Origin of the sequence: Membranihabitans marinus, assembly GCF_019802045.1 — a bacterium.
In the GTDB taxonomy this organism is placed as follows: Bacteria; Bacteroidota; Bacteroidia; order Chitinophagales; family Saprospiraceae; genus Membranihabitans; species Membranihabitans marinus_A.
Window position 1 is genome coordinate 1 of sequence record NZ_JAHVHU010000011.1, and the last position, 17176, is coordinate 17176.

Consider the following 17176-nt stretch of genomic DNA (forward strand, 5'->3'; position numbering starts at 1 on the left):
TTTCAAGCGTAGTGTCAACTGCTTACGCCGTCCCGCTTCGAGCTCATTCTTCATATCCAGCCGCTCCTGCCCTGCTTTGTAAAAGTCAACAATCGTCCGATCCACCAGAATATTCTGCAGGGTCAATGGCGCGTGCAAATGCAATCCTTCCAGGGTCCGGCAACGACTTAAGGCGACGTAAACCTGGCCCGGCGCAAACGATCTGGACAAATCAAGCGCTATTCGATCAAATGTCAACCCCTGGCTTTTGTGGACTGTGATGGCCCAGGCCAACCGCAAAGGGTACTGTGTAAAACTACCTACCTTATCCTGAATGATTTCATCTTTATCATTCATTTTATAATTGAACTTCTCCCACTCGATTGGTTCCACATCGATCGGAGCTTCCTTTCCACATCGAACCTTGACAGAATCACCATCCACCTCGATCACCTTTCCAATCTTGCCATTAAAGTAACGCCCCGACTCGGTATCATTGCGGACAAACATCACCTGAGCTCCTTCCACCAAGGTGATGGCTTCGTCCACCGGATACGCCGATTCTGAAAAATCGCCGTTGACCTTGGCTTTGAATTTAAAGGGAGAACCGGGTAGTTGATCCAGCCGGGATTGGTTGATCCGATCCGCCGTAGCATTGTGCGTGGTCAGTACAATAGTGTCAGCGAGCTGTTTTTTTTCGGATTCCGTGATGACCCTTTTATTTAGGATTTGAATATCATCCGGACTCGTTGTGCCCGTCCGCACTTTATTGAGCACCGATAAAAATGTTTCATTCTTTTGTCGGTATACTTTCTGAAGCTCCAAAGTCACCGCTCCCAGATTTTTCCAGGCGGCAGACTCAAAAAAATAGGGTTTTGAATAATAAGGACTCAAAACGGGCCATTCGATCCGGCGAACCACGGGAGACAATTGAAATAAATCCCCAATCGCTAAAATCTGAACTCCCCCAAAAGGCAGGGAATTTCGACGGGTGTACCGCAACGCATAATCGACCGCATCCAAAATATCGGCCCGTACCATGGAAATTTCATCGATAATCAGCAATTCCAGCTCCTGCAATAACTTCCTTTTATCTTTTCGATACCGAAGATGACGCCCCAGGCTAAAGGGATTGTTGGCTATGTTGTGATCCACCGGATCATTGACAGGTACAAATGCCTTGAGCGGCAATCCAAACATGGAGTGAATGGTCGAACCCGATGCATGAATAGCTGCGACGCCTGTGGGGGCAACAACCACGCTGTCTTTGGGTGATGCTTTCACTATGTGCCGGAGAAAAGTGGTCTTTCCGGTCCCTGCTTTACCCGTAAGAAACAACGAAGTGCTCGTTTCCTTTATAAATTGTTCAGCCAGCCTAAACTCTTCATTCATTTCCATAGCTAAAGTATTAGCACAAAACTAAGGAATTTATAAGGAGCATTAGGAATCCAACAAATTTTTTGTTAGAATCGTGATTTATGAAAACTTCATCTAAATTTGTTGCGAACAATTCTTTTGAAATTAAATTATAGTATAAAACAATATCATGGATAAAACGACCAACTTAGCTATTGACACCATCCGGACGCTTTCGATGGATGCTGTTCAAAAAGCAAATTCGGGACATCCCGGAACTCCGATGGCACTGGCTCCGGCGGCGTACGTGCTTTACAAAAACATCATGAATTACAATCCGCGCAATCCCAACTGGATCAACAGGGATCGGTTTGTTCTATCTTGCGGCCATGCCTCCATGCTGCAGTACAGCCTGCTTTATCTGACTGGTTTTGATGTGACCCTGGACGACCTCAAAGACTTTCGTCAATGGGGAAGCAAGACCGCCGGGCACCCTGAATATGGCCACACGCCGGGCGTAGAGACGACCACAGGTCCTCTGGGACAAGGCTTTGCGAATGCGGTTGGGATGGCGATGGCCGAAAAACACATGGCAGCAGTATTTAATACCGATAACCATGAAATAATCGATCACCACACCTACTGCATCTGTAGTGACGGAGATCTTATGGAAGGTATTTCGCACGAAGCAGCTTCCATTGCAGGGCACTTGAAGCTTGGTAAGCTGATTTGCTTGTTTGACGACAACAATATAACCATCGAAGGAAAAGCGAGCATGAGTTGTTCCGACGACCAGGTCGCACGATTTAAAGCGCACGGATGGCAGGTCATCGATCTGGGTGAAAAAGGAAACGACATTGACGCGATCGAAGAAGCTTTTCAGGAAGCCAAGTCCAATACCGATCAGCCGTCCATGATCATACTCAAGACCACCATCGGGTACGGGTCACCCAATAAGCAAAACACACCGGGTGCCCATGGTTCTCCTTTAGGCGATGAAGAAATTGTGAAGACCAAAGAATATTACGAGTTCCCTTCCGCTGAACCATTTTTCATACCGGATGATGTCTTGAACCACATGCGGACCGTGGTAGAAGCGGGGGTAGAATCTGAAACCAAGTGGAATGATCGATTGGCTAAATACCAGAAAGATCACCCAAAGTTGGCCGAAAAACTACATACCCACCTGAACCACAGTTTCCCTGAAAACTGGGACAGCGAAGTACCGGTTTTCTCACCCAAGGATGGTCCGATGGCTACGCGTGCGGTGAATAGTTCTTTCCTCAATGCTGTCGCTGACAAGCTCACCTGGCTCGTCGGAGGAAGTGCTGATCTGGAGCCTTCCACAAAAACGCTCATTAAGAACAGCGATTATTTTCAATCAGAAACACCCCAGGGTCGAAATATTGCCTGGGGAATCCGGGAACTGGGTATGTGTGCGGCTTCGAGTGGGATACAACTACACGGCGGGTTAAGACCTTACGCAGCCACCTTTTTCGTATTTACAGACTACGCGCGACCAGCGATACGTTTGGCTGCATTGATGAACCAACCTGTCATCTACGCTATGACACACGATAGCATCGGATTGGGTGAAGATGGTCCGACCCACCAACCTATTGAGCACCTGGCCTCCCTACGAGCCATGCCCGGGTTGACCGTGATACGACCAGCCGATGCCAATGAAACCACCGAAGCCTGGAAAGCCGCACTAAAAAATCAAAGCGGACCGACCATGCTCGTGCTGACCCGTCAAAAATTACCCATCTTGGATCGGGATAAATACGCGCCCGCTGATATGTTGCATAAAGGAGCTTATGTGATATCACCTGAAAAGGGTTCAACACCCGATGTCGTATTGATCGGCACCGGTTCGGAGGTCCATCTGTTGATCCAGGCACAGGAAGAATTGCACAAAGACAACATCGATGCCCGTGTCGTCAGTATGCCCAGCTGGGAGTTGTTTGAACAGCAATCCAATGAATACCAGGAAAAAGTATTACCCGCCGGTGTACGCAAGCGTCTGGCCGTAGAGACGGGTGCATCACTTGGCTGGCACCGATGGGTTGGCGATCAGGGTGATCTTATTACGGTTGATCATTTTGGCGCGAGTGCACCTTACGAAGAAATTTTTGAGCACTTTGGTTTTACGGTAGAGAACATCGTAAAAAAAGCCAAAGCGCTGCATAATAATTAAAACAACAACCAATGAAGGAACAGGAATACGAATTGGGGCTGATCGGTCTTGGAACGATGGGGCAAAACCTCCTGATGAATATGGCAGACTGCCAGTATGCGGTAGTGGGCTATGACAAGAATAAATCCAAGGTAGATGCCTTAAAAGAAGCTACCCGTGCGTATAAGATTACCGGTAAGTATGATGTTCCTTCATTTGTTCAGGTTCTCAAGAAGCCCCGGGTGGTTATCTTGTTGGTGCCGGCTGGTAAAATTGTTGATTATGTGATCCAGGACCTACTGCCTCATCTGGAGCCGGGCGATATCGTCATCGATGGCGGAAATTCACACTTTACCGATACCAATCGACGGATTGAAGCACTGAAACAGAAGAACATAGAATTTGTCGGAATGGGGATCTCCGGAGGTGCAGAAGGTGCGCGAAAAGGCCCCAGCATGATGCCGGGTGGAAAAGAATCCTCCTGGCACCGGATTCAGCCAATTTTTGAAGCCACTGCCGCAAAAGTGGACGGCGAACCATGCGTGGCGTATATGGGCCAGGGAAGTGCCGGGCATTATGTAAAAATGGTTCACAACGGGATCGAATACGGCCTGATGGAGCTCATCGCTGAAGCCTATGACTTTATGAAGCGGGTATTGAAAATGTCAAATCACGATATCGCAACCGCTTTTGAATCCTGGAACAATGATCGTCTGGAATCGTATCTCATCGAAATCACAGCCGCAATATTTAGACAGAAAGATGCTCTGACCAAATCAGATCTCATCGATGTGATCCGCGATGAATCCAAACAAAAAGGAACGGGAAAATGGACCTCGCAGGATGCGATGAACCTGCAAGTCCCCGTACCCGGTATAGACCTGGCGGTCGCTATGCGCGACCTGTCTGGATATAAGGATGAACGGGCAAAAGCTACCGATAAATTGTCCGGCCCGGTACCAGAAAAAGTGACCGATGGTGATCAGTGCAGCCTTGATGACCTCGAAAAAGCGCTTTATTTTTCATTTGTGATCACCTATGCGCAGGGCATGGCCCAATTGCGTAAAGCCTCGACTGAGTATAACTATCAACTCGATCTGGCAACAATTGCCAAGATTTGGCGGGGCGGTTGTATTATCCGGGCAGCAGTATTGGAAGATTTCCGAACGGCGTTTACCAAAAACTCCAATTTAGAAAATTTGCTTTTGGATGATAACATTGCAGCCTCGGTCAATGATCTACAGGATGAGATCAGAAAAGTGGCCAAAGCGAGCATCGATTTTGGAGTTCCCATCATGGCCATGAGCAATGCCATCGCCTATTTTGATGCCTACCGGTCGGCTCGTCTGCCAGCCAACTTAATCCAGGCGCAGCGAGACTTCTTTGGATCCCACACGTATGAAAGACTGGACCGAGAAGGTGTATTTCATACGGTATGGGGACATTGATGTTACACCATCCGAATTCACACTTAAAACACAAATACCATGCGATCAGGAGACAACTTAAGACCCACGATAATCACCATTTTTGGGGGAAGTGGTGACCTGGCCAACCGCAAGTTGGTTCCGGCGCTCTATAACCTGTACCTCGATGATCAGCTTCCTGAAAAGTTTGCTATTATCGGGCTGGGACGAACCGAATATACCGATGAAAAATTTCGCAATTACCTCAGAAAAGGTTTGGATGAATTTTCCCGCCGTGGAAAAGCGAAAAAAGAAGATTGGAATGCTTTCAAAGACAAAATTCATTACCTGATCTCCGATGTGTTTGATGACAAATCCTACCAGGAAATCGGTCAGAAAATTAAATCCCTGGAAGAGGAATGGGAAGAAACCGCCATTTCTGTATTTTATTTTGCGATCAGCCCATCTCTGATCGAACCCGTCGCTAAAAAGTTAGGAAGTAATAACCTTTGTGACGACAAATCCTGTTCACGTATTGTCGTGGAAAAACCGTTTGGCAATGATCTGGAAAGCGCTCAATACCTCAATCAACTGCTGACTGAAATATTCAGCGAAGAGCAAATCTACCGCATAGACCACTATCTGGGCAAAGAAGCCGTCCAGAATATGCTCGTTTTTCGGTTTGCCAATATTCTTTTTGAACCGGTATGGAATCGAAATTTCATAGAACACGTGCAGATCACAGCCTCTGAAACCGTCGGGGTGGAAGATCGAGGCGGTTTTTATGATAAGGCAGGCGCCCTGAAAGATATGATTCAGAACCACGTTCTTCAGCTGCTGTGTTTTACGGCCATGGAAGCACCGGTTCACTTCAATGCCGATGAAATACGAAATCGAAAAGTAGATGTTCTTCGGGCGATCCGCCAATACGAAGGCAAGGAAGTTTTCAAAAATTCAGCCCGGGGCCAATACGCTAAAGGATGGATTAAGGGGGAAAAGGCCAAAGGCTACCGGGAAGAAGTCAAAGTTGATCCGAAGTCTTATACAGAAACCTTTGCTGCCATCCGGTTTTTTATTGACAACTGGCGATGGCAAAATGTTCCATTTTATGTACGGTCCGGCAAACGGATGCCGGAAAAGATGTCTGTGATCACGATACAGTTTCGTTCGGTTCCCCATCAGATGTTTCCAAATACTACTTCGGAGCACATGATTCCAAACCGGATCATCATCAGCATATCCCCGTCCACCGGGATCCGCATCCGATTTCAAGCCAAAAAAATGGGATTGGATATGCGGCTCAAACCGGCTGAATTCAAGTTTAGCTATTCAGGCATGTATGAAAACGATCAGCCCGAAGCATATGAAAACCTGCTTCACGATATCATGACCGGTGATGCCACTTTGTTTATGCGTTCCGATGAGGTGGAAGAGGCCTGGCGGGTCGTCATGCCATTTGTCAGAGCCTGGTCAGATCACCCACCAGGTACATTCCCGAATTATACTGCAGGAACATGGGGTCCCGAAGAAGTTGAAGCCTTGATTGCCGAAGATGGATTCCACTGGATCACTGCGCCATTAGAAGATTAAAACACGATATTATGTCAACCAACCAACCACAAGAACTTCATATATTCAAAGACAATACGCTATGGCAGGAAGCTGTCATAGGATTTATCGTCGACGTTATTTCTGATTCACTTACGGAAAAAGATCATTGTTCGATCAGTCTGTCGGGGGGCAGTACGCCCCGACAAATCTATGAACGCCTGGCGAAAGAAGGTGTCAAAAGAGGAATCAACTGGGAGACCGTCCACTTCTACTGGGGTGATGAACGGGCAGTGCCCCACACGCACCCCGACTCGAACTATAAGATGGTCAAAGAAGCTTTGCTGGATCACATTGATATTTCGGCCGAAAATGTTCATCCGATGCCGACTCCAGACCAACCGGAATCATCGGCCAGCGTCTACGGACTGGAACTGCAAACGAAGTTCGCTCCCGAAGGAAATTCATTTGATCTGTCGCTGCTGGGGCTGGGTGACGATGGCCATACGGCCTCCATTTTCCCACACACAGACCTGGTACGGGAACAGCGTGCGTGGGTCAAGGAGGTTTATCTGGAGGATAAAGATGTCTACCGGATTTCAGTGACAGCGCCGGTGATTAACCGTTCCCGGTATATTGCCTTTCTGGTCACAGGCAGGAATAAAGCCGATGCCCTGAAAGAAGTGCTCCATGGTGAGGAAAATCCGGAAGAATATCCGGCTCAGCTGATTCGTAAAAGTCCCAATGTACATTTTTTCCTGGATCGGGATGCGGCCGGAGAGATTGAGGCGTGAAAATAATTTGGCGTAGCGTATTTAATGTTGCTAAGATAGTAGTCCCCATCGCGGACGATTGTTCATAGCCAGGGTCGTGAGACCCTGGAATATTAGTGATGAGTACTTGAAGTCCCCTGGGGACGATAGATGGCAAGGAATCGACCGATCCGGGGATACCATTTATTCGGGCATAGACCAGCCTATTCTTCGTTGTTTTTATCGAGCAACCGTTCAGTTTTTTCAAGCAATTCCTGTAATTTTTCTTCCAGTTCATTTTTCTTTTCCGGACTCACTTCGTGTTCCTCAGCGTCTCGTACTTCGCGTTCCAAAGCCTTTTTATCCCTTTCCAAATCCTGTAATTCTTCTTTTTGATCGGAATCATTTGCGCCCAACTGCCGTTCCAGCGTCCGGAATATTCCTTCCACCTTATCGAAAAGGCCATCGTATTTCCCTTCTTCCATCTTTTGCTTTTCACTCGTAATCAGACTCCCGATGCTTTTCCCGAGGTCCTTGACCTGATCCACAATCTCCTGAGAATCGGATTTTTCCTCGGAACTACCAAAGAAATAGTTGTAACCGATAACGGCAATCAACACAATGAGGATAATATTCACAATAGCTCTCATAAAAGGTATTTTATACAAAAAACGCAAAAATCGGTGAAAAATTCATTAATTAAGGAGTTCATCTCGATTTATACCTATATTTTTGGGCTGTATGCGGAATACAAGGCTGTACGCATGGAATCAGTCGGCGGTACTTTTCCGGCCAGCCATCATTTTACACCATAATTACAAAACACTATGATACACTTGGATTTTGATAGCATTGAATCAAAATGGAAAACATATTGGGAGGAAAACAACATTTATACCGTCTCCAACGACTCCTCCCGCCCAAAATATTACGTATTGGATATGTTCCCCTACCCTTCCGGCGCGGGACTCCATGTCGGTCACCCCTTGGGGTACATCGCTTCGGATATTTATGCGCGTCAGAAAAGGATGTCTGGCTACAATGTCCTTCATCCGATTGGTTTTGATTCCTTTGGATTACCAGCCGAACAATACGCGCTGCAAACCGGCATCCACCCGGCCATCAGTACCAAAAACAATATGGAGCGGTATCGTGAACAACTATCCAACCTGGGATTTTCTTTCGACTGGAACCGTCAGGTAGCGACCAGTGTTCCGGAATATTACAGATGGACACAGTGGCTGTTCATCAAGTTGTTTTCACATTATTACGACACCGGTCAGGAAAAAGCCCGCCCAATCGATGAGTTAATTCAATACTTTAGCCAACAAGGAAATGAGAACTGTTCGGCGCACACGGATTATGAAAGCACATTTACAGCCAAAGAATGGAAAGCTTTTGACGAAAAAACCAAATCAGATATTCTCATGCATTATCGGTTGGCGTATCTCAAAACTGGGTACGTGAATTGGTGCGAAGAACTGGGAACTGTCCTGGCTAATGACCAGATCAAGGATGGGGTGTCGGAACGCGGGGGCTATCCGGTGGTACGAAAAGCAATGACCCAATGGTATCTTCGGATTACAGCGTATGCGGATCGACTACTTCAGGGCTTGAATGACATTGACTGGCCGCAACCGTTAAAAACCATGCAGGAAAACTGGATTGGCAAATCCACCGGTGCTACGATATATTTTGAATTGATCGGTTCGGATAAATCACTCGAAATCTATACCACACGGCCTGATACCTTGTTTGGCGCTACCTTTATGGTACTGGCCCCGGAGCATGAATACGTGTCATCCCTGACTACAGCAGAACAAAACAAAGAAGTCGGAGAATATATCGAATATGTTAATAGCCGCTCCGATATCGAACGTATGGCCGAGAAAAAGGTAACGGGTGTATTCACTGGTTCTTACGCCCGACATCCGTTCTCGGGGGAAAAAATCCCTGTTTATATCAGTGAATATGTGTTGGTCGATTACGGTACCGGAGCCATCATGGCCGTTCCGGCTGATGACGAGCGCGACCATGCTTTTGCTACGAAATATAACATACCGATTATTGAGGTAGTGGATCGCTCTGAATATCCGGATGCCAGCCGGGAGGATAAAGTTGGTAAAATGATCAATTCTTCAATTATTAACGGTATGGAAGTCCGAGAAGCCATTCCTTTCATTATAGAACAATTGGAGCAACGTGGAATCGGACATTTGAAGGTCAATTACCGATTGCGGGATGCCAACTTCAGCCGACAACGATACTGGGGCGAACCCATACCCATTATTTATGATAAAAACAATATCCCCAGAACGGTCCCACTGGATGAGCTTCCGGTTGAGCTGCCGGATACGGACGATTTTCGACCAGCTACCAATGGCCGGTCACCGCTCGCCAAACTGGATGACTGGGTTCAGTATGATAAAAATCATACCCGGGAGACCGATACCATGCCGGCCGTAGCCGGTTCGAGCTGGTATTACCTCAGATACATGGACCCCCACAATGAAAATGCGCTGGCCAGTCCGGAAGCGATTGCATATTGGCAAAACGTAGACCTCTACGTTGGTGGCGCTGAACATGCCGTAGCCCATTTGATGTATGCCCGGTTTATGCATATGACCCTGCATGATTTGGATTACGTGCCCACGTCCGAACCATTCGAGAAATTAATCAACCAGGGAAAAATTCAGGGTACCATAGAATCGATACTTCTCAAAAAAAACACAACCGGCACGCAGGAATTTTATTCCGCCGATCTCGTGGAAGAAGACCAACTTGACCAATATGCCAAAATTCCAGTTTTGGTTGATTTCGTATCAGACTACGGTCAGGAAAACAGCTATCTCAGTAAAAAAGGACTGGATCAGTACACGGATTGGGCGCCTGACTTTAAAAACGCCACCTTTTACGGTACCGGAGGCACCTATCAGAATGGCCAAGTAACAGACGGCGACGAGGAATCGGTGGTCATCCGGACCATTTCCGAACAAGGTAAAATGTCCAAATCCAAGTACAACGTCATCAATCCGGATGACATTATCAGTCAATACGGGGCAGATTGCTTCCGCATGTATGAGATGTTTTTGGGGCCTATCGAGCAGGACAAACCCTGGGATACCAACGGTATCGAAGGCGTCTTTAAATTTATTCGTAGAATATGGTCCTTATTCACTGATGAGGCAGACCACATTTCTCTATCTACCGACGAGCCCTCCAAAGCAGAATGGAAGATTCTTCACACGGCCATCAAAAAAGTAGAAGAGGATTCCGCGCGATTTTCATTCAACACCTGCATTAGCGCGATGATGGTGGCTGTAAACGACCTAAAAAAAGCACGCTGCAATAAAGTACAAATTTTAAACCCATTGACCCGACTAATCGCACCCTTTGCTCCCTTTCTGGCTGAAGAATTGTGGGAAATGCTGGGTGAATCTCCCAGCGTTCATCAAGCTAAAATGCCGGTCTCGGAGGAGAAGTATCTGGTTGATGATGAAGTAGAATATCCACTTTGCATCAATGGAAAGAAAAGAGCCACCGCATACTTCGACACCGGTCTGGATAAAAAAGAACTGGAAGAAGCGGCATTACATGCACCGGAACTGCAAAAGTGGCTGGAAGGGAAATCGGTTGTAAAAGTCATCGTCGTGCCTGGAAGAATGATTAATTTCGTTGTCAAATAATCATGTTATGAAACTGCACCATATCCAAATCTACAGTGCCGTACTACTTGGCTTGAGTTTACTTTTTGCCTGTCATCCAAAAATGAGCTCTCCACGCCAGCACAATGGTCACTCGGCTTCCAAGCAAGCCAAGGCCATCGCACACGGTGTGATCATTACAGATGGCCATATTGACTTTCCATACCATTTCAGGGCAAATTATGGTGAAATCAATGCAAATAATAAAGATGTAGCCATCCATTCACCACGGGGAGAATTTGATTATACCCGGTCCAAGACCGGTGGATTGGATGCGCCGTTTATGAGCATCTATATTCCGGCCAGCTACCAGGAGACTGGCGGAGCAAAGGAGTTGGCGGATTCACTCATTGATTTTGTGGAATACATCATCTCAAATTATCCGGAAAAATATGGATCCGGGCGCTCTACGCAAGAAATCAATAAAAATTTTGAAAAGGGCTTGATTTCGCTGCCTATGGGGATGGAAAATGGCGCACCCATTGGCAGTGACCTCGACCTGGTGAATTATTTTTATGATCGTGGAATCCGTTACATCACCTTGACACACAGTAAATGGAATCAGATCTGCGATTCATCCTACGATCCGGAACGAAAATGGAATGGACTCAGTCCTTTTGGTTACCGTGTGGTGCGTCGAATGAACAACACCGGGATTATGGTGGATGTGTCCCACATTTCTGACAGTGCCTTTTACCAGGTGATGAGGGTCACCAGGACACCGGTAATAGCATCACATTCTTCATGCAGGCACTTCACACCTGGTTTTGAACGAAATATGAGTGACGATATGATCCGGAAAATGAAGGAAAATGGCGGGGTGATTCAAGTGAATTTTGGTTCCAATTTTCTCGACAATCAGATTACCAAAAACCGGGAAGATTACCAGGCCAAGTGGAGGCAATATCAAGAAGATAACAACATCACTCCAGGAGATCCCAACTTCAAAAAGGAAGAAAAGAAGTTCAGAAAAACATATGATGCACCGCGCTACTCGGATCTGGCCAAAGTAGCAGATCACATTGACCACATTGTACGGATAGCCGGAATAGACCACGTTGGTCTGGGATCCGATTTTGATGGCGTGGGAGATTCTTTGCCCGAAGGATTGAAAAATGTATCTCAGTTTCCGAATCTGATCGATGAATTATTGGATCGGGGCTACTCCCGGGAGGACATCGAAAAGATTTGTTACAAAAATGTATGGCGGGTCTGGAACGCCGTACAAACATATGCAGAAAACCACTAATTTATGATCAGTACCCAGCGACAATTTTTTGAATTACCGGACGATGAGACCTATTTGAATGCCGCATATATGACCCCCACGCCGATGGTGGTGGCGGAAGCCGGAGAAAAAGGGATCCGGCAGAAAATGAACCCAACTTCGATTGGAAAAGAAGCCTTTTTTAGTACACCCGATGAAGTAAGAAGTTTATTTTCCCAACTGATCAACAACCCCGAACCGAATCGGATCGCTCTTTTTCCTTCCGTTTCCTACGGGATGGCGAATGTGGTCAAAAATATTAAACCAGGTTATGGGAATGAAGTATTGATCGTCGAAGACCAATTTCCATCAGCAGTGTTCCCGTGGCATCAGCCAGACAGCCATCACAATGTAAAAACCATTCCCCTACCAGATCTCTATAAGAACAGGGGCGAACGGCTGACCGATTCGATCATTGATGCCATCCGGGATCAAACTGCTGCGGTATGCATAGGGACAGTTCTGTGGACGGACGGGACCAGGTACCACCTGAAACGCATAGCAGAGAAGTGCCAACAACATGGTACGCTGTTAATTCTGGATGGAACACAGTCTATTGGTGCCCTGAAATTTGATCTGCAGGAAATAAAACCAGACGCGCTCATCTGCGCCGGATACAAGTGGCTGATGGGCCCCTATGGTATGACCGTGGGATACTTCGGTCCTGCTTTTGACGAAGGAAATCCCATTGAAGAAAATTGGATCAACCGACAAAACAGCAAAGATTTTACGAGACTCACCCAATACGAGGAGAAATACGGCCCAAATGCTCAGCGGTACAACAGTGGTCAATACAGCAATTTTATTCACATTGCTATGTTGCGAAAAAGTCTGGAATTGATTCTGGAGTGGAAGGTGGACATTATCCAGGGATATTGCGATTATCTGACGGCAGAATTGTTTGATACGATCACTAAAAGCAAGTCCTACTGGATCGAAAAAGACCCCAACTATCGGAGCAGCCACATCGTGGGCATCCACTTGCTCAAAACGGAATTAAAAGAAAAACTGGAAAGAACTTTTGCCGATAAAAACATCCACGTCTCCATGCGTTCGGATTGTGTAAGGGTATCTCCGCATCTTTACAACACCAAGAAGGATATGTACCAATTCATGGATGTCATCCTGGGTTTGGATTCGTGATGGCATATTTATCGGATGGAATATCCTCAGAAAGCGACTTCGCATAGCGGGCCAATTTTCTAAATATACGATGACCGGAACAAAAAAAACGGACGCAACATCTAAAAATAATCATCATTTTAAAATAATTGCTGCAATCATCATTGATATGTTGACGACTCGTGAAATAAAGACCATTGAAGAATTCCGGAAATTGCGTGATCAGGGCGAACCCATGACAAATCTTGCGTTCCACAATATGGATCTGAGCAACATAGCGCACGAACTTTTGCAAGCTAACATCAGAGATTCACTTTTTCTGGGGTGTACGCTGGAAAATTCCATGGTATGTGCTCTACAGCATAAAAATTACATCTTTCCTACTTTGGATGTACCCTACGATGTCTACCCCAATAAACTGTACCGCGCTGACGATCTTTACGCAGGTTTTTCTCCTGAAAATCCGACATCTTTCCACGATACACCAGACCAGGTTATTTTCCGGCATTTCATAAAAACCGGAAAGTATACGACAGATCTTAAGGAATCTCTTGCCCGGGCACTGCACGACCAGTCCATAACAAATGCATTGGAAGACTTCGTGATCCATTACGATCCCAAATCCATTATTGCGATCATGGGCGGTCACCAATTGCTTCGAACCAGCAGACAATATCGAAAAATCGTCTGGTTGGCCAAACACCTGACCGAGCAAGGGAAGCTGATGGCTTCCGGCGGTGGTCCGGGTGCAATGGAAGCCACACACCTGGGTGCCTGGCTCGCCGGCACCGAAGATAAGGATGTATTGAGAGCATTGGAGATCCTGTCCCAAGCGCCCTCCTATGAGGACAGCAACTGGTTGACATCCGCCTTCCAGGTAATCCATTCCATTGACGGAGGAAAAAAATACAGCCTGGGCATTCCGACCTGGCTCTATGGTCATGAACCACCCACGCCCTTTGCCAGTCACATCGCGAAATATTTTACGAACAGCATCCGGGAAGACGGATTGCTTGCCTTGGCAAAAGGAGGAATCGTCTTTACGCCGGGACGTGCCGGAACCACGCAGGAAGTTTTTCAAGAGGTGACTCAAAATCATTACCTCACCCTGGAGTACGCCAGTCCGATGATCTTTATGGGGCGAACTTTTTGGGCCCGGGACTGGCCGGTATACCCATTGCTCTATCAGTTGAGTTATGAAGGAAAATTGAAAAACCTCGACCTCGGTATTTATGATACCATCGAAGAAATAGTAGCGCATCTCCAAAGGTTTTATGAAAAATAGAATTTCTAACCACAAAGTTCACCAAGAAACACTTTGGCAGCCACTCTGTGTATTTAGTACCTACTTTGGGGTGCGGATATGGAATCTCGTACATGTTCATAAGAAATATTCTCTTTTTCAGAATTCCCCCAAAATTTGTTGAATATGAGTACAACAGACTGCCATACCATCGTGAAATCCACCTTATTAGAGACGAAATATGAACCTGTCATCTCCATGGGATCCAATAAATCTGATGACATTTTCCAGGTTCTAACGACCCTGGCTATGAGCTGTCGCCCGCAAGTCGGGCTTTTGTTCTATAAAGATGATATCTACACCCCTACTTTGTGAACTTGGTGGTGCTCTTCGACAGCTGGATCGAGCTCTCCCCATTCTATTTTTTCTCTCATTTCGAATTCTTCATATAGCAGAAAAATGGATGTGAAGGCAACAATAAGAGCCGTGATAATAATAATTATCATTGGTGCGATGCCTCCATAATATTCTGTATAAGAAAGCTCAATTTTCATCTCAGGACCCAAGAAATAACTGGCAACACTTGGAATGAAATTATTCACAAAATGGATTAGGATGCATAGAAACAAATTTTTTGTCCTATAATACACCCATCCCATAAATACACCTCCAACCATGGCTGTAATAAATTGCCATGGATTCATATGTACGAGACCAAAAAGAAAAGAGGAATATAAAATAGCTTTCTTTGGAGAATACAAGCGAAGGAAACCATCCAGACTGAAAGAACTCCTACCTGTTTTACTTTTTCTCACCCCATACGCCCACCAGAACACCATTCCGTTTACAAAAACATAGGCTATCAAAAAAGCAAGCTGATCATCTAAAAATTTGTAGGCTATTATTCCAATAGGAATTGTAACAATAAGAAGCAAAAGATTAACCCCAAGAATCACCCAACTCTCTCTTATAGTAGGATAGGCTTGTTGCTTTGCATCAGACATCTGTAATTAATTATAAGCGTAGATGAATAAATATACTAATATTCATTCACACACCTACAATATAACACAAATATTATTTGTAAATAACATTATTCCATAGAATATAGCAACTCCAAAAGTGATCAGCGAAAGGGTAAAAGAACCTATAATTTTTTATGCCTTATGAAATTTTCATAAACTCCGTGGATCTATTTCGGTTGTTTTCCATGGGGTGTCTCCCGCTATAAATTACTTAACTGCCTTGGTTATTTCTCGTTTTCCCGGCGGACCGGGCAATGGGATGACTTCAAATCCCACTTCCCGGAGATTGCGTTTCACAGATCCTTTGGAACAATAGGAAATCCATGCGCCTCCCCGCCTCAATAGATCAAAGCACTGCCCCAGGGCCTCAATACCCCAGAGTTCGGGTTGAGCACCGGGTGCAAAAGCATCATAAAAGATCAGATCATAAGTTCCAGATCCCGGAACAGATTGATCGGGAAAAGCACCCTTAATCTTATGCAAGGCAAAATAGGGATCGATCTCCACATCTTCATTCCACGCCGACTGGTGCAGATCCAGCCAGCGATTTCGTTCGTCCGCTCGTTGGTCCGGCATCGCCATTTCAGCAATCACATCCAATTCCACCGGATAAAGTTCGACAGCTACATAATGAACCGGAATCTTAGAACGACGAGCAGCTTCACGAACCAATGCGGCGTTCAACCCACTCCCAAATCCCATCTCAAAGATCGAGATCTCTTGGGCGGAACCCTGCAGAACCGGCACCAAACCATGTTGTATAAAAATGTGCTGACTTTCTGTCCATGCGCCATGTCGTGAATGATATAGTTCGTCAAGTACCGAATGATTGAGCGTAGAAGACCCGTCCGAGGTGGATTGAATGGTGGGGCGATGATATTTGGATTGTTCCATATTGGATGATCTCTTTATTAAATGCAAAAATATCAATTTCTCTTTGAAACATAGCGTTGTGTTCTTTTCCGAAAGCACCATTCCTCGGTTATCTCACCGTATATCCGTATAACAGGAGTGGCCTGACACCTTGTGAAACAAGATATCAGGCCAGTTCCTAACGTCATAAAATCATCAATCGTACTGCTCCTTCAATGCCAATGCATCAGGCGGTTACCGCGGCACCCACGACCAGCTTCACCGGTGTAGGATTCAACAGGTTGTCATTCACAGGGCATCGTGATTCGACCGTTTCTGTCCATATTTTCAATTGTTCCTGCGTGGCGTCGGATTCCGGAATAAGCCGGACCCGAATTTCCTGATAACCAGGTCGGTTGACGGTCGGCTTTCCGAACACCTTCGAGGGATCGAGATCGCCTTCGATATCAATTTCCAGGGACCGCAGATCAATATCCAGCTCCTTAGCTACGATGTGCCCCATAACATTGAGACAACCGGCATAGGCAGCTAATAAAAATTCGACTGGATTGGCTGCCTGATCGGTTCCTCCGAGTTCTTCGGGCTCATCTACGATCAATTGGAAATGGCGGGCATTCGCTACAAAACGGGTCGCATTCTCGTTTCGACCCTTCACTGAAAATGTTAAGTTTGACATGGTTTGTTTAATTTTAAATAGTGAGTTATAAAAATTTAATTGGTTTGAA

At 45.9% G+C, this 17176-nt stretch carries 15 protein-coding genes; 10 read left to right on the forward strand and 5 right to left on the reverse strand.

The window, feature by feature from the left end; genetic code table 11:
- Positions 1–1377, reverse strand: a 1377-nt coding sequence (locus KUV50_RS19600) for an ATP-dependent RecD-like DNA helicase (protein ID WP_222580458.1), incomplete at its 3' end; no start/stop codon positions are given.
- A gap of 148 nt (positions 1378–1525) precedes the next feature.
- On the opposite strand from KUV50_RS19600, the gene tkt reads away from it, so the two are divergent.
- The 4 genes from tkt to pgl are packed head-to-tail and all read left to right on the forward strand — an operon-like array spanning position 1526 to position 7259.
- The gene (gene tkt, locus KUV50_RS12285; RefSeq protein WP_222580459.1) at positions 1526–3532 is read left to right on the forward strand and encodes a transketolase; all 2007 of its coding nucleotides are present in this window, start codon (positions 1526–1528) and stop codon (positions 3530–3532) included.
- A gap of 11 nt (positions 3533–3543) precedes the next feature.
- A complete protein-coding gene (gene gndA, locus KUV50_RS12290) occupies positions 3544–4959 on the forward strand; it encodes an NADP-dependent phosphogluconate dehydrogenase (protein ID WP_222580460.1) in 1416 nt (471 codons plus the stop codon).
- A gap of 39 nt (positions 4960–4998) precedes the next feature.
- The gene (gene zwf, locus KUV50_RS12295; protein WP_222580461.1) at positions 4999–6507 is read left to right on the forward strand and encodes a glucose-6-phosphate dehydrogenase; all 1509 of its coding nucleotides are present in this window, start codon (positions 4999–5001) and stop codon (positions 6505–6507) included.
- An 11-nt stretch (positions 6508–6518) separates the two neighbouring features.
- Positions 6519–7259: a 6-phosphogluconolactonase gene (gene pgl / locus KUV50_RS12300; RefSeq protein ID WP_222580462.1), complete on the forward strand. Its 741-nt coding sequence runs from the start codon at positions 6519–6521 to the stop codon at positions 7257–7259.
- Positions 7260–7441: 182 nt separating this feature from the next.
- On the opposite strand, the gene KUV50_RS12305 is transcribed toward pgl, so the two are convergent.
- Complete coding sequence (locus tag KUV50_RS12305) at positions 7442–7867, reverse strand: hypothetical protein (protein WP_222580463.1); 426 nt, start codon at positions 7865–7867, stop codon at positions 7442–7444.
- 33 nt (positions 7868–7900) lie between these two features.
- Here KUV50_RS12305 and KUV50_RS19435 point away from each other — a divergent pair, with 33 nt between their 5' ends.
- From KUV50_RS19435 to KUV50_RS12330, 6 genes are all read left to right on the forward strand, one after another.
- Entirely contained in the window at positions 7901–8032 is a 132-nt protein-coding gene (locus KUV50_RS19435) for a hypothetical protein (RefSeq protein WP_261395176.1), read from the forward strand.
- Between the two features lie 12 nt (positions 8033–8044).
- Entirely contained in the window at positions 8045–10903 is a 2859-nt protein-coding gene (locus tag KUV50_RS12310; protein WP_222580464.1) for a leucine--tRNA ligase, read from the forward strand.
- A gap of 7 nt (positions 10904–10910) precedes the next feature.
- Positions 10911–12170 (forward strand): dipeptidase, encoded by a 1260-nt coding sequence (locus tag KUV50_RS12315; protein ID WP_222580465.1) that lies wholly within the window; start codon positions 10911–10913, stop codon positions 12168–12170.
- A gap of 3 nt (positions 12171–12173) precedes the next feature.
- On the forward strand, positions 12174–13331 hold the full coding sequence (locus KUV50_RS12320) for an aminotransferase class V-fold PLP-dependent enzyme (RefSeq protein WP_222580466.1): 1158 nt from the start codon (positions 12174–12176) through the stop codon (positions 13329–13331).
- Positions 13306–14595, forward strand: a complete 1290-nt coding sequence (locus KUV50_RS12325) for an LOG family protein (RefSeq protein ID WP_222580467.1) — start codon at positions 13306–13308, stop codon at positions 14593–14595. Before KUV50_RS12320 ends, KUV50_RS12325 begins: the two co-directional genes overlap by 26 nt.
- A 144-nt stretch (positions 14596–14739) precedes the next feature.
- The gene (locus KUV50_RS12330) at positions 14740–14928 is read left to right on the forward strand and encodes a hypothetical protein (RefSeq protein WP_222580468.1); all 189 of its coding nucleotides are present in this window, start codon (positions 14740–14742) and stop codon (positions 14926–14928) included.
- Here KUV50_RS12330 and KUV50_RS12335 read toward each other — a convergent pair.
- The 3 genes from KUV50_RS12335 to KUV50_RS12345 all read right to left on the reverse strand — a co-directional run bounded on the left by KUV50_RS12335 (position 14910) and on the right by KUV50_RS12345 (position 17127).
- Entirely contained in the window at positions 14910–15557 is a 648-nt protein-coding gene (locus KUV50_RS12335) for a CPBP family intramembrane glutamic endopeptidase (RefSeq protein WP_222580469.1), read from the reverse strand. The genes KUV50_RS12330 and KUV50_RS12335 overlap by 19 nt on opposite strands.
- Before the next feature lie 228 nt (positions 15558–15785).
- Positions 15786–16472, reverse strand: coding sequence for a tRNA (5-methylaminomethyl-2-thiouridine)(34)-methyltransferase MnmD (mnmD, locus tag KUV50_RS12340; protein ID WP_222580470.1), 687 nt, complete (start codon positions 16470–16472; stop codon positions 15786–15788).
- A gap of 205 nt (positions 16473–16677) precedes the next feature.
- Complete coding sequence (locus KUV50_RS12345) at positions 16678–17127, reverse strand: OsmC family protein (RefSeq protein ID WP_222580471.1); 450 nt, start codon at positions 17125–17127, stop codon at positions 16678–16680.
- Positions 17128–17176 lie beyond the last annotated feature (49 nt).

What these genes read in the sequence shown, in the direction of transcription:
- gndA (WP_222580460.1), top strand. Translation starts at nt 3,544, where the DNA reads ATGAAGGAACAGGAATACGAATTGGGGCTGATCGGTCTTGGAACGATG.
- tkt (WP_222580459.1), top strand. Translation starts at nt 1,526, where the DNA reads ATGGATAAAACGACCAACTTAGCTATTGACACCATCCGGACGCTTTCG.
- mnmD (WP_222580470.1), bottom strand. Translation starts at nt 16,472, where the DNA reads ATGGAACAATCCAAATATCATCGCCCCACCATTCAATCCACCTCGGAC.
- pgl (WP_222580462.1), top strand. Translation starts at nt 6,519, where the DNA reads ATGTCAACCAACCAACCACAAGAACTTCATATATTCAAAGACAATACG.
- KUV50_RS12345 (WP_222580471.1), bottom strand. Translation starts at nt 17,127, where the DNA reads ATGTCAAACTTAACATTTTCAGTGAAGGGTCGAAACGAGAATGCGACC.
- zwf (WP_222580461.1), top strand. Translation starts at nt 4,999, where the DNA reads ATGCGATCAGGAGACAACTTAAGACCCACGATAATCACCATTTTTGGG.
- KUV50_RS12325 (WP_222580467.1), top strand. Translation starts at nt 13,306, where the DNA reads ATGTCATCCTGGGTTTGGATTCGTGATGGCATATTTATCGGATGGAAT.
- KUV50_RS12335 (WP_222580469.1), bottom strand. Translation starts at nt 15,557, where the DNA reads ATGTCTGATGCAAAGCAACAAGCCTATCCTACTATAAGAGAGAGTTGG.
- KUV50_RS12305 (WP_222580463.1), bottom strand. Translation starts at nt 7,867, where the DNA reads ATGAGAGCTATTGTGAATATTATCCTCATTGTGTTGATTGCCGTTATC.
- KUV50_RS12310 (WP_222580464.1), top strand. Translation starts at nt 8,045, where the DNA reads ATGATACACTTGGATTTTGATAGCATTGAATCAAAATGGAAAACATAT.
- KUV50_RS12320 (WP_222580466.1), top strand. Translation starts at nt 12,174, where the DNA reads ATGATCAGTACCCAGCGACAATTTTTTGAATTACCGGACGATGAGACC.
- KUV50_RS12315 (WP_222580465.1), top strand. Translation starts at nt 10,911, where the DNA reads ATGAAACTGCACCATATCCAAATCTACAGTGCCGTACTACTTGGCTTG.
- KUV50_RS12330 (WP_222580468.1), top strand. Translation starts at nt 14,740, where the DNA reads ATGAGTACAACAGACTGCCATACCATCGTGAAATCCACCTTATTAGAG.